Origin of the sequence: Leifsonia sp. NCR5, assembly GCF_002105485.1 — a bacterium.
Taxonomy (GTDB): Bacteria; Actinomycetota; Actinomycetes; order Actinomycetales; family Microbacteriaceae; genus Leifsonia.
The window spans coordinates 25,112-37,310 of record NZ_NCSR01000019.1; the positions used below are offsets into that span (position 1 = coordinate 25,112).

Sequence of the window (12,199 nt, forward strand, 5' to 3'; positions counted from 1 at the left end):
TGACCCCGTCACCGTTGACTTGCTGAAGCCATTTTGATTTCAACAAGCAATCAAAGTCAAGCGCGAATTTGTGTCAGACAGGTTTCGGGGTGGTAAATCCTGCGAAATCGGGGCTGCGGGTGGCGCCGGATCCGCATCCTGAGCTAGTTTTGGGTTCACATTGAAGACAAAGGGGGTGGAGCGGTGCAAGACACCCGTGCCATCAACCGGAACGCCGTGCTCACCGCCCTGATGGGGTCGCGTCCGGCCAGCCGCAAACAGATCGCGGAGCTGACCGGCATCTCCGCCGCAACGGTCACCCGCTCGGTCGATCAGCTCCTGGCCGAGGGCATCGTGCGCGAGACGACGGAGATCGTGTCGGAGGCCAGAGGACGCCGCGCGGTCGAGCTCGACATAGTGGCCGACCGCTCGTACGTGGTCGGTGTCGACCTCGGCGCATCCAACACCCGCATCATCGTGGCCGACCTTCTCGCCCGCCCGGTCTTCGCCTCGGAGACGCCCACCCCGACCACCATGCCGGAAGCCGAACTGGTGGAGTGGATCGCCGCGACGGTCCGCGAGGCGGCCGCCGATGTCTGGGACAGCGTCGAGCACGTCTGCCTCGGCCTCCCCGGCGCGGTGAGCCAGCGGGACCTCACCGTCTCCAACGCCCCCAACTTGCTCCAGGTCGAGTCGCCCACCTTCCTCGCCGCCGTGCAGCGCGCGGTGGGGCGGGCGATGCGCTTCGACAACGACGCCAACTACGCCCTCCTCGGCGAGATGCACTACGGCGCCGCCCGCGGAGCCCCCAACGCCGCGATGCTCACGATCGGCTTCGGACTGGGCGCCGGTCTCGCCATCGAGGGACGCATCCTGCAGGGCGAACGCGGACTGATCGGCGAGTTCGGCCAGCTGCCGATCGGCCCGCTCGGCACCCGGCTCGAACACATGGTGACGGGCGGAGGGATCCTGCGCAGGGCTGCGGAGGCCGGACTCCACCTGGATGCACCGGCTGAGCTGTTCGCGGACGATGCCGGCCCCGGCCTTCTGTCGCTCAGAGGGCACTTCGACCAGGCGCTGCTCGTGGTGCTCACCGCCACCACGGTCTCCTGCGACCCGCAGACGATCGTGCTCGGCGGGGGCATCGCGAACTCGCTGATCTCCTCCATCGACCGCTACCGGATCGCCCTGGAACAGAACCTCCGCATCTCCCCCGACATCGCCACGGCCGAGCTCGGCGTCTTCTCCGGGGCCGTCGGCGCCGTCGTCGCCGGGCTGCACGCGGTCTACGCAGGGCTCGGCGTCGAGGAGGTCGCGATCGTGAGCCTGCCCAACGGGGATGCGCTGACCGCCGACCAGGTCGCGCGCGCCAGGAGCCTCGCCTAGCTCCGATCTACACGCACCCGTCCACCACCTCCAGCAGCTCCCTGCTCGCCAGGATCCGGAAGTGGCCACCCACCGGCAGCTCGATGTTCCTTGCGCCCTCCAGCGCGCTTCCGCCCGGGATGTGCGGGTCGAACCACCCGTAGACCGACACGATGCGCTCGTTCGCCGCGCTCTCCCGCCCGAGGCGGAGCAGCGACGCGTCGGTCGGCGCGAGCGAACGGAGGCTGCGCGTCGGCAGGTAGCGTGCGTACACCGATCCGGCGAACGGCGTGCAGACGGTCACGGCCAGCCGAACGCGCCCGCCGGCCGGCAGCGACGACATCAGCTGCTTGGCGATCAGGCCGCCTTTGCTGTGCGCCACGATCGTCACGTCGCGCAGGTCGTGCTCGTCCAGGTGCGCGGCGACCAGCTCGGCGCCGTCCGCGATGCTCAGGCGGTTCCGGCCGAGAGCAGCGATGACGTGCACGGCGTTGCCGCGGTCGTGCAGGCGCCTGGCGAGCGGGAGCATGAACCGCCAGGTCTCCAGGATGCCGGGCAGCAGCACGACCGTGGATGCGCCGGGCCGCCCAGCGGCGAGCACCTCCGGGTCGTCGCGGCTCACGGCGGTGCGCAGCTGGTGCCGTGCCGCGTACAGGTAGTCGAGCATCCACACCCCGGCCTTGCGGAGGGAGACGCCCGCCCGCCGGAGGGGCCGCGCGGTCACCGGACGGAACCGGCCAGGAGGGCGAGCAGCCCGTCCGTCGCCTCCGGTCGCGTGTGCATGGCGAGGTGGCGGGCGCCGTCGATGGTCTTCGCTCCCCCGCGCCGGGCCGACGCCGCCAGGACGGACACCCACCCCGCACGCGCGATGGGGTCCCGCTCGCCGCGGAGCACGAGCACGGGGCAGTCGACCCGGGGGATGTCGTCCTCGATCCGGTAGGTCAGCATCGAGGGGAGCACGGCGAGGTACCACCGGAGGCCGCAGCGGGCGTAATCGCTGAGCACCAGCCAGTTGGCGCGCGGACGCTCCCCCGCGCAGTCGAGCGCCAGGAGGGCCGCTGCGCGAAACGGGGACCGGTCGCGCGGGTCCATCACCGGGCCCATCAGGGCGAGCGCCGCCACCGCCTCCGGCCGGTCGATGGCGAGCCTGGTGGCCACCTGCGTGCCCATCGAGTGGCCGAACACGACGCATCCGGACAGGCCGAACTCGTCGACGACCGCCGCAACGCACTCGGCGAAGTCTTCGACGCTCAGAGCATGACCGGGCTTCGGAGCGCGGCCGAACCCCGGCAGGTCGACGGCCACGACCCTCGCGCGGCGGGCGAGCAACGGGATGATGCGCTCGAAGTAGCGCGAGCTCACGCCGATGCCGTGGATGAGGAGGTAGTCGGGTCCGTCCGAGCCGTCCGGCGGGGCACCGGTGTCGACGGTGACGACGGCGCGCGCCCGGTTTGTCTGCTGGGCGGTCCGGCCATCCTCGGTCTGGGCATCCTTGGTCACTCTCGAGTTGTACACCTGGCCGCGCCGGGATCAATGGCCGCGCACGGCCGACACAGATAGTCAGCCTGCTTATAATCGGCAGTGACCGACCGAATCGAGGAGCCAGGATGCCGCGAACGAACCGCCGAGGGATGCGCACCGCCGTCCGCATCCTGATCTCCGTCGTCGCCGTGCTCGCCCTCGTGGTGGTCGGCTTCCTCGCCTGGGCGAACACGCCGATGATGGGCGACCGCGCACGGGCGATCGACGTGTGGACCGACCCGGCGGTCAGCATCACCGACGAGGGAGACTCGGTGCTCCTCGCGCCGACGGGGGACGCATCCGGTCAGGGGCTGGTGTTCGTACCCGGCGCGCTGGTCGACCCGTACGCCTATCTCTACAAGCTCGCCGGCGCCGTGGAGGACACCGGGCTGACCGTCGTCGTGACCAAGCCGACGCTGAACCTGGCGTTCTTCGACCAGCGGCCACTGTCGACGTTCACCTCCCACGCACCGGAGGTGTCCTCGTGGTACGTCGGCGGCCACTCACTCGGCGGGGTGCGCGCCTGCCAGCTCGCCGACGACACGAGCGTGGACGGGCTCATCCTGTTCGGCAGCTACTGCGCGAACGACCTCAGCCGCAGCGACCTGCGCGTGCTCTCGATCGGCGGGGGCGCCGACGGCCTGAGCACCCCCGCGAAGATCGCTGCGGCCAGACCGCTGCTGCCCGCAGACGCCACGATGGTCGAGATCCCCGGCATGAACCACGCCCAGTTCGGCGACTACGGGCCGCAGCCGGGCGACAACCCCGCCGGCATAACGAACGCTCAGGCGCGCGACAGGATCACCGAGACGCTGACCGCGTTCCTCGGGAAGGCCGGCTAGAAGCCTTCCGCCCTCCGCGGCGTGTACGGGGCTTCGAGGGCCGCGCACTCCTCCGGCGTGAGGGTCAGGTCCACCGAGGCGACGGCATCCACCAGGTGCTGCTGCTTCGTCGCGCCGACGATGGGCGCCGTCACCGCGCCCTGCTGACGCACCCAGGCGAGCGCCACCTGCGCCCGTGAGACGCCCCGCGCCTCCGCCACCTCGGCGACCGCGGCCACGATGCGCCGGTTCGACTCCTCCTCGCCGCGATACAGCGTCGCGCCGAACACATCCCCGGCGGAACGGTCGGTGCTGACTCCCCAGTCGCGCGTCAGCACGCCGCGGGCGAGCGGGGACCACGGGATGACGCCGACGCCCTGATCGACGCACAGCGGATGCATCTCCCGCTCCTCCTCGCGCTGCAGCAGGTTGTACTGGTCCTGCATCGAGACGAACCGCGCCCATCCATTGGCCTGGGCGGTGTGCTGCGCCTTCGCGAACTGCCACGCCCACATCGACGACGCACCGATGTACCGCGCCTTGCCGGAGCGCACGACGTCGTTCAGCGCCTCCATCGTCTCCTCGATCGGGGTGGACGGGTCCCAGCGGTGGATCTGGTACAGGTCGACGTGATCGGTGCCGAGACGACGCAGGCTGTCGTCGATGGCCGACAGGATGTGCGCCCGCGACAGGCCGGCCTGGTTCGGCCCCTCGCCCATCCGGCCGTGCACCTTGGTGGCGATGACCACCTCGTCGCGCGTCGCGAAGTCGGCGAGCGCCCTGCCGACGATCTCCTCGCTCGTGCCGTCCGAGTACACGTCGGCCGTGTCGAACGTGGTGATCCCGGACTCCAGGGCGCTCCGGATGAACGGCCGGCTCTGCTCCTCCGGCAGGCTCCACGGGTGCGCGCCGCGCTCCGGGACGCCGTAGCTCATACAGCCGAGCACGACCGCCGAGATCTTCAGTCCGGTGCTGCCGAGGTTGACGTACTGCATGGGTGCTCCGTTCGCTGCCGACTGGGAGCAACGCTACTCGCGCCCAGCGAGATGCCACCAACTGTCGCGAAACGCTCGGGATGCGGCGCAGTTACTGGCATCTCGCAGTGGTGGGACTACGGGGGCCAGGACAAGCGAAGCCGGGTGGCGCACACTGGATGCGTGGAAGCGAACGAGTTCGGGCGGATGGTGCGCCGCATCCGGGACCGAGTCACGCCGGAGACGGTCGGCCTGCCCCCTGGACGCCGCCGCCGGGCCGTCGGGCTGCGCCGCGAGGAGCTCGCCGCTCTCGCCGGCATCTCGGCCGACTACCTGACCAGGCTGGAACAAGGGCGGGCGACCTCGCCGTCCGTGCAGATCGTCGCATCGCTCGCGCGGGCCCTCCGCATCTCCGACGCGGAACGCGAACTGCTCTACCAGCTCGCCGGGCACGCGGCCCCCGGCCTGGACGTGGTGCCGACGCGCATCCCGCCCAGTGTGCAGCGGATGCTCGACCGGTTGGCGAACACCCCGGTCGCTGTCTACGACGCCACGATGACGCTCATCCAGGCCAACGCCCCGTTCGACGCGCTGATGGGCGAGACAAGCAGCTGGCGCGGCAACGAACGCAACGCGGTCTGGCGCCACATCGTCGGCCCGGCAGGCCGAGTCCTGCAGTCGCAGGAAGACCACGACGACCTCGTCGCCGGGCTGGTCTCTGACCTGCGCCTCACCGCCTCCCGCTACCCGGCCGACCGCTCGGTCACACGGTTGGTCGCCGCCCTCACGGCGGCGAGCCCCCAATTCGTCGAACTGTGGGAGAACGGCGACCTCGGCCCGCGCCGGCAAGACCCGTCGAAGCGCAAGACGATCGAACATCCCCTGGTCGGCCGCATCACCCTCGACTGCGACACCCTCATCGTCACCACCGACGACCTGCGCATCATGGTCTACACGGCCGAACCCGGCACGGAAGACGCGGAGCGCCTGGCGCTCGCGGTGGTGCTGGGGACGCAGACGCTGGTGGAGTAGGGGGCGGACCACCCTCCTCAGCAGGCTTAGTATTGGCACACGCACTGGGCATGACGAGGATGAACCGATGGACGACCACCCCGCTGAGGCGGACGAGCAGCGGCCGGAGAACTGGCCGATCGGCAGGCTGCTCGGTGTCGCATCCCGGTCGGTCGAGCGGAGCTGGGCGCAGGCGCTCGAACAGCGGGGGCTGACCCATGCCGGGCTGATCGTGCTGCACTTCCTGGATGCGGGGATCACCTCGCAGACCGAGCTGGCGCGGCTGGCCAGGGTGGAGGCGCAGACGATGTCGCGCACCATCGACCGGCTCGAACGGGAAGGGCTGGTCGCCCGCTCACCGTATCCCGGCGACCGGCGCAGGCACGTGCTCAGCATCACCGCGGCCGGGCGGGAGGCGTTCGCGGGGGCGAAGGACCTGGAACGGGATGTGTTCCCGGCCGTCAGCGACCCGGAGGCGTTGCGTACGGCCCTGGTGCAGATCGTCGCCGCCCTCGGCGACCGCAGCTAGACGGCAAGCGCCGCTCGGCAGCGCCTAGCCAGCGCGCGCCGCCCCTCAGCGCCCCAGCATCACTCGCCTACGCCGCCCCCTCCGGCACCTTCACGATCAAACTCCGCGGGTCGATCCACGTCTTGATCGCGGAGGCCTTGCCGAACAGGTCGCCGTCGAGTTCGACGTCTTCCGGGCTGCTGAGGCGCAGCACGAACTCGCTGCCTTTCAGGTAGTTGAGCGCCCTGACCTCCCTGGAGAGGCCCATCAGGCGGCGGCCCGCGGAGGTGCGACGCAGCACCCCGTTCTCCCAGAACACCTTCCAGACGATCTGCACCCAGCCGATGAACCCTTCCGGGCGGAGGACCACGATGTCGAACTCGCCGTCGTCGACCGCCGCATCCGGGAGCAGCAGGATGTTCGCCGGGAGCGACCCGCAGTTGCCGATCATCACGGTGTGCGCGCGCACGGAGTGCACCCGCCCGCCGTCGAGCTGGTAGCGGAGGCGCAGCTGGTTCTTGTCGCGGAGGACGGTGCCGATCGCCTTCACGTATGCCAGCCAGCCCGCCTTGGCTTTGAGGTCGTCGTCGGTGGCAGCGAGCATCTTCGCGTCGATGCCGAGCCCGGCCATCACCAGGTATGCGCGCCTGCTCACCGAGCCGTCCGCATCCCGGATGTCGGCCACGCCCACGTCGATCGGCCGGTCTTCGCCGCCGAACGCCGTCTGGAGCGCGTTCTCCACGTCGTCGAGGGTGAGGTTCAGGTTGCGGGCGAGCAGGTTGCCGGTGCCGGAGGGCAGCAGAGCGAGCGGGGTGCCGGTGCCGCGGAGCTCCTCGGCCACGGTGCGGACGGTGCCGTCGCCCCCGGCCGCGATCACCACATCGACGCCGCGTTCGAGCGCCTGCTTGGTCTGACCGGTGCCGGGGTCGTCCTCCGTGGTCTCCAGCCAGAGCGTCTCAGCCCAGCCGTGCTCGGCCTCCGCGGCGGCGACGGCCTCCTTGATCGCCGACAGGTCGACCTTGATCGGGTTCACGACGATGGCTGCGGTCTTCACGGAGTCCTCCTCTTGCGGGTGCGACGGCGAAAGCACGGGTCACGCCGCGACACTACTGGGAGGACGCCCCCGGCGTAACCGGGCCACGGCACATCCGCAGCCCCGCGGCATGGAAAGCTGGGGGGATGCACGTTCTCGACAACCCCGCCTGGCACGCACTCACCGGGGCGCACCGCTCGTTCGCCGTCGGAACGGAGGACGCCAAGCGCTACCGTCCGGACATGTCGCCGTTCGCGGCCGTCCCCGACCCGGACGGCCCTCTGGATGCCCTGACCGAGTTGGTGGGCCTCTCCGGCGGCGGAGACTCCGCGCTCGGCGTCTTCGGCGCATCCACGGGGCCGGACGGCTGGGAGACGCTCGGCGCGTACGACTGCTGGCAGCTCGTCTACGAGCACGAGACGATGCCGGAGGTGCGGCAGCTCGGCGACGACGCGCGGCTGGTGACGCTCGGCGACGCCGACGTACCGGATGCGCTCGACCTGGTCGACCGGACCAGGCCGGGGCCGTTCCTCCCGCGCACGATCGAGTTCGGCGGGTACCGCGGCATCCGGGTGGGCGACCGGCTCGCGGCGATGGCCGGACAGCGGATGCGGCCGGACGGCTGGTGCGAGGTCAGCGCGGTCTGCGCAGACCCCGAGTTCCGTGGGAGGGGCTTCGCGGCGACCGTGATGGTCGAGGTGATGCGCGGGATCGTCGCCCGCGGCGAGCGGCCGTTCCTGCACGTCGAGGCGACCAACGAGCGCGCGCTCGGTGTGTACGAAGCGCTCGGGTTCACCCGGCGGCGGAGGGCGAACATCCTGGTGTGCCAGCCGCTCTGAGTGCAGCGCGCGGACGGTAGCCGGCTACCTCTCCTGGCTTTTGTCCTTGCCCTTCCCCGGGCCGTTACCTTTGCCCTTGCCCGGGTTTCCTTTCTCCTTCTGGCTCGGCGCAGGGGCCGGCGCTGGAGCCGGCGCAGGATCGGTGGTCGTGACGGGCGCGACGGTCGGCGCCACGCTCGGCGACGCGGGCGTGGAGGTCGTCGGCGATGGCGTCGACGGAACGCTCGACGGGTTGGTGCCGGACGGCGCGAACAGCACGCCCAGCCCGATCGCGCCGGCGACCAGCACGACGAGCGCGCCGGCGACCAGCGCGACCAGGAGCCCGCGCCGATGCTTCGCGGGAGGGGCGAGGACGGCCGTGGGCGCGTCGGCGGCGGCCACCCCAACCGGTCCGGCGTGCGGCACCGGCGGCGCCATCGCGACGGTGGGCTCCATCTCGTCCGTCGCGCCCGCAGCACCCGCGGCGCCCGCGGCACCCGCAACTCCCGCCGCGCCCGACGACGGCATCACCGCGGTCGGCATCTCGTCGTCCGGCTCACCCGACGCATCCCATCCCGCCAGTTGCGGGGCCAGCTCGCGCGCCATCACCGCGATCTCCATCGCCGTGGGTCGCAGCGCCTGGCTGCGCGCCGTCATCGCGGCGAGCATCCCGCGCCAGTCGTCCGGCAGCGTGCTCGGGATGCGCGGGTCGTACGCCGCGCGAGCGCTCACCGACTCGACGGGCGAACCGGGGTAGCTGCGGCGGCCGGTGAGCGCTTCGAGCAGCACCAAACCGAGCGCGTAGACGTCCGTGGACGCATCCGGCTCAGCTCCGGCGACCTGCTCCGGGCTCAGGTACGCGGCCGTCCCGATCACCGTGCCGTCGGTGGTGAGGCGTTCCGCGCCGAGCAGGTGGGCGATGCCGAAGTCGGCGAGCTTGGCGTGCAGACGGCCGCCGGGGACAGTGGATGCGGGCAGAAGGATGTTCGCCGGCTTGAGGTCGCGGTGCACCATCCCCGCGTCGTGCACGACCACGAGGCCTTCCGCGATCTCCGCGGCCAGCTCCGCGGCCTCGACGCCGGTCAGCGGGCCGTCGTCGAGACGCGTGCGCAGGTCGGTTCCCTCCACGAGTTCCATCACGAGGAAGCTGGGGGTGTCGTCGTCCACCCCGGCGAGGTGGGCGTCGTGCAGCGTCACCAGGTTCGGGTGGCTGAGGCGCGCGAGCATCGTCGCCTCCGCGCGACGGCGGGCGTCGTCGACGGCCGTGCCGGACGCGAACAGCTTGACAGCGACGAACCGGCCCAGCTGACGGTCGAGGGCGCGGTACACCGTCGCCATCCCGCCGCGGCCGAGAGCCTCGCGCAGTTCGTAGCGTTCCAGAAGCACACGATCGTTCACTGCCCGAGCATACCCGCGTTATGCAACCCCATCCTGTCCGTGAATCAGCCGAAAGTGTGGCCGCACTCCCTTGCCAGATCGCCGAACCTGGGTTGAGTGAATGGTGTGAGCGACGAGACCGAAGTGCCCGACCAGCCGGAGACGGGTGTTCTGGAAGCGCTGCAGGTCTACCGGGCGGCGGAGGCGGCGATGCGCAGACGCACGGGCGCCGCGATGGGGATCGGGGACAGCGACCTCCTGGCCCTCCGGTACATCCTCGACCGCCGCGCCCTCGGGCAGGTGACCGCCTCGAAGGATGTCAGCGCATACCTCGGCATCTCCAGCGCATCCACCACCGCCCTGATCGACAGGCTCGCCAAGGGCGGTTTCGTCGAGCGCAGGCCGAGCACCGTGGACAAGCGCTCCATCGAGATCGTGCCGACCGCCGCTGCGCTGGGAGACACCGGCCCGATGCTGGAGGCCGCGCAGACCCAGATCGAGGCGGCCACGGCCGAACTGAGCCCGGAGGAAGCGGCCACCATCACGCGGTTCCTCACCAAGATGCGCGAGACCGTCGACCGCATCGCGACGAAACCACGGCGTTCCGGCCCGGCAGCGAGGTCGTGAGCGCGTCGTGGGCGCGCGAGTAAAGCAGGATTTTCCGCCATGTCAAGGGGATTGCTAGGCAACTGAACTAGTAGTTCAGTGGTGTGGTCAAGGAAAGGACAACTCTGCCATGAACATCCTGCTCATCGTGATCGCCATCATCGCGATCATCCTTCTGCTTACCGGCGGTTTCGTGCAGTCCCTGAACTTCCTGCTCTGGGTCGGAATCGTGCTGCTCGTGATCGCGGTGATCGTCTGGCTTGTTCGGATGCTCACCGGAAGCCGACGAGTCTGACAGGACGGGTAAGACCATGAGTCTCGGAACCGGAATCGTCCTGTTCGTCATCGGCGCCATCCTGGCGTTCGCTCTGAACCTGCAGGTCGCCTGGATCGACCTCCACCTGGTCGGGTACATCCTGATGGCCGCCGGTCTGATCGGCATCATCATCGGCATCGTGCTGCTCACCCGCCGTCGCCAGTCTGTCGCCACCACGCGCAGCGCTGTCGACCCTGCGTCGGGCGAGCGCGTCACGCGCCGGACCAGCGAGAGCGACGACCCCATCGTCTGACCCGCCCCACACGCACCACACAGTCCGAACCCCTTCACGCCGGAGCTCTCGCGCCGGGTGGAGGGGTTCGGCTTTTCTGCGTCTCCGTGCCTGCGTCTACATCGTGTCGAGGATGGACGTGAGGTGCTCGAAGGTCGTGGTCGGATTGACGATCGCGAACCGCGTGTTCGGCCGACCGTCGTGCGAGCTGGGCGTGACGAACGCCCGCTGCTCGTCCAGCAGCCTCGTCGACCAGCGCGCGTAGTCGTCGCGGGTCCAGCCCTCCCGCTCGAACACGACGACGGACAGCTGCGGCTCCCGCACCAGACGGAACCCCTCGCGCGACTCGATCTCGCGCGCGATCCGCTGCGCCAGCTGCAGGGAGGCCGTCACCGCCTCCCGGTATGCCGCTGCGCCGTACGTGGCGAGCGAGAACCACAGCGGAAGGCCCCGCGCACGCCTGGTGAGGTGCGCCGCATAGTCCGACGGGCTCCACTCCGAGGTGTCGGTGAGCGTGTCGAGGTACTCGGCGTGCTGCGTGTGCGCCCTGCGTCCGGCCTCCGGATCCCGGTACAGCAGCGCGCAGGCGTCGAACGGCGCGAACAGCCACTTGTGCGGGTCGACGATCGCGGAGTCCGCGTGCTCCACCCCGGCGAACCGGTGCCTGGCCTCCGGCGACAGCATCCCGGCCAGCCCGTACGCGCCGTCGACGTGCAGCCAGAAGTCGTACTCGTCCTTGAGCGCCGCGATGGATGCGAGGTCGTCCACGATGCCGAAGTTGGTCGACCCGGCCGTGGCGACCACCGCGAACACGGACGCGCCGTGCTCGTCCAGCGCCTCGCGCACGGCGTCGCCGGTGAGCATCCCGGAGTCGTCGGGGCGGACCGGGACGACCTCCACATCCATCACCCGCGCTGCGGATGCGATGGAGGAGTGCGCCTCAGCGCTGCAGACGATCTTCCAGCGGCCGTGGCCGACCTGGGCGCCGCGCTCCGCCCTGGCGTGTTCGCGCGCGGCGACGAGTGCGGACAGGTTGCCGAGCGTGCCGCCCTGCACGAACACGCCCCCGGCGGTCGTGGGCAGCCCGAACTCGGAGGCGAGCCAGGCGAGCACCTGGTTCTCGGCGAACACGGCGCCGGACCCCTCCAGCCACGAGCCGCCGTAGACGGCGCTGGCGGAGACGACGAGGTCGAACGCGGTGGCCGCCTTGGTGGGCGCGGTGGGGATGAACGACAGATACTGCGGGTGGTCCGTGGTGATGCACGCCGGCGCGAGCACGTGTTCGAACAGCGCGAGCGCCCGCTCCGCGCCGATGCCGCCCTCCACCACCGTCTGCCCGGCGAGCCGGTTCAGCTCGAACTCGGACAGCGGCTTGTCGAGCGGGGTGTCCGTGCTCAGGATGCGCCGCCGCGAGTACTCGAGCACGAGGTCGACGAGGCTCCTGGTCTCGTCCGAGACGGCGTGCATCCTGGTCGGGGTGCCGGTCTGCGTGGCGGTCGGGGTGCCGGTCCGGCTGTCGTCGGCTTTGCGTGTATCCATGTTTTCCTCTCGGGCCCAGAGCAGACTCTCACAACGCTTCGGCACTCGTTCGCCGTCCGGCGCAACGATCGGGCGCATCCCGCGCACTGCACGCAATAC

At 70.5% G+C, this 12,199-nt stretch carries 14 protein-coding genes; 8 read left to right on the top strand and 6 right to left on the bottom strand.

The genetic code is table 11. The annotated features are described in order from the left end of the window. Positions 1 to 183: 183 nt before the first annotated feature. On the top strand, positions 184 to 1,365 hold the full coding sequence (locus B7438_RS15145; RefSeq protein ID WP_085370516.1) for an ROK family transcriptional regulator: 1,182 nt from the start codon (positions 184 to 186) through the stop codon (positions 1,363 to 1,365). A 7-nt stretch (positions 1,366 to 1,372) separates the two neighbouring features. Here the strand turns inward: B7438_RS15145 and B7438_RS15150 are convergent, their stop codons facing one another. Together B7438_RS15150 and B7438_RS15155 are read right to left on the bottom strand one after the other, a co-directional pair. Then, complete coding sequence (locus B7438_RS15150; RefSeq protein ID WP_256922061.1) at positions 1,373 to 2,068, bottom strand: triacylglycerol lipase; 696 nt, start codon at positions 2,066 to 2,068, stop codon at positions 1,373 to 1,375. Next, positions 2,065 to 2,844, bottom strand: coding sequence for an alpha/beta fold hydrolase (locus tag B7438_RS15155; RefSeq protein WP_085370517.1), 780 nt, complete (start codon positions 2,842 to 2,844; stop codon positions 2,065 to 2,067). The genes B7438_RS15150 and B7438_RS15155 overlap by 4 nt, the downstream gene beginning before the upstream one ends. 107 nt (positions 2,845 to 2,951) lie before the next feature. Between B7438_RS15155 and B7438_RS15160 the strand changes: the two genes are divergently transcribed. Continuing rightward, positions 2,952 to 3,707 (top strand): alpha/beta hydrolase, encoded by a 756-nt coding sequence (locus B7438_RS15160; protein WP_256922062.1) that lies wholly within the window; start codon positions 2,952 to 2,954, stop codon positions 3,705 to 3,707. Here the strand turns inward: B7438_RS15160 and B7438_RS15165 are convergent. After that, on the bottom strand, positions 3,704 to 4,681 hold the full coding sequence (locus tag B7438_RS15165) for an aldo/keto reductase (protein ID WP_085370519.1): 978 nt from the start codon (positions 4,679 to 4,681) through the stop codon (positions 3,704 to 3,706). The two genes, B7438_RS15160 and B7438_RS15165, sit on opposite strands and share 4 nt — an antisense overlap. Positions 4,682 to 4,843: 162 nt before the next feature. On the opposite strand from B7438_RS15165, the gene B7438_RS15170 reads away from it, so the two are divergent. Beyond that, positions 4,844 to 5,692: a helix-turn-helix transcriptional regulator gene (locus B7438_RS15170; protein ID WP_085370520.1), complete on the top strand. Its 849-nt coding sequence runs from the start codon at positions 4,844 to 4,846 to the stop codon at positions 5,690 to 5,692. Between the two features lie 67 nt (positions 5,693 to 5,759). Then, entirely contained in the window at positions 5,760 to 6,200 is a 441-nt protein-coding gene (locus B7438_RS15175; protein WP_085370521.1) for a MarR family winged helix-turn-helix transcriptional regulator, read from the top strand. 67 nt (positions 6,201 to 6,267) lie between these two features. Here B7438_RS15175 and B7438_RS15180 read toward each other — a convergent pair whose 3' ends face one another. Beyond that, positions 6,268 to 7,233 carry a diacylglycerol kinase family protein gene (locus B7438_RS15180; protein ID WP_247597169.1) on the bottom strand — a complete coding sequence of 322 codons (966 nt, stop codon included), beginning with the start codon at positions 7,231 to 7,233 and terminating at the stop codon, positions 6,268 to 6,270. Between the two features lie 125 nt (positions 7,234 to 7,358). Here B7438_RS15180 and B7438_RS15185 point away from each other — a divergent pair, with 125 nt between their 5' ends. After that, entirely contained in the window at positions 7,359 to 8,051 is a 693-nt protein-coding gene (locus tag B7438_RS15185) for a GNAT family N-acetyltransferase (RefSeq protein WP_085370522.1), read from the top strand. A 24-nt stretch (positions 8,052 to 8,075) separates the two neighbouring features. On the opposite strand, the gene B7438_RS15190 is transcribed toward B7438_RS15185, so the two are convergent. Continuing rightward, a complete protein-coding gene (locus B7438_RS15190) occupies positions 8,076 to 9,428 on the bottom strand; it encodes a serine/threonine-protein kinase (RefSeq protein WP_256922063.1) in 1,353 nt (450 codons plus the stop codon). A 105-nt stretch (positions 9,429 to 9,533) separates the two neighbouring features. Here B7438_RS15190 and B7438_RS15195 point away from each other — a divergent pair, with 105 nt between their 5' ends. The 3 genes from B7438_RS15195 (at position 9,534) to B7438_RS15200 (ending at position 10,582) form a co-directional block, all read left to right on the top strand. Further along, complete coding sequence (locus tag B7438_RS15195; protein ID WP_143465973.1) at positions 9,534 to 10,034, top strand: MarR family winged helix-turn-helix transcriptional regulator; 501 nt, start codon at positions 9,534 to 9,536, stop codon at positions 10,032 to 10,034. Between the two features lie 109 nt (positions 10,035 to 10,143). Then, a complete protein-coding gene (locus B7438_RS20625) occupies positions 10,144 to 10,308 on the top strand; it encodes a hypothetical protein (RefSeq protein ID WP_168690344.1) in 165 nt (54 codons plus the stop codon). A 16-nt stretch (positions 10,309 to 10,324) separates the two neighbouring features. Then, a complete protein-coding gene (locus tag B7438_RS15200; RefSeq protein ID WP_085370523.1) occupies positions 10,325 to 10,582 on the top strand; it encodes a DUF6458 family protein in 258 nt (85 codons plus the stop codon). 96 nt (positions 10,583 to 10,678) lie between these two features. On the opposite strand, the gene B7438_RS15205 is transcribed toward B7438_RS15200, so the two are convergent. Further along, on the bottom strand, positions 10,679 to 12,028 hold the full coding sequence (locus B7438_RS15205) for an aminotransferase class V-fold PLP-dependent enzyme (RefSeq protein WP_256922067.1): 1,350 nt from the start codon (positions 12,026 to 12,028) through the stop codon (positions 10,679 to 10,681). Positions 12,029 to 12,199: the final 171 nt, after the last annotated feature.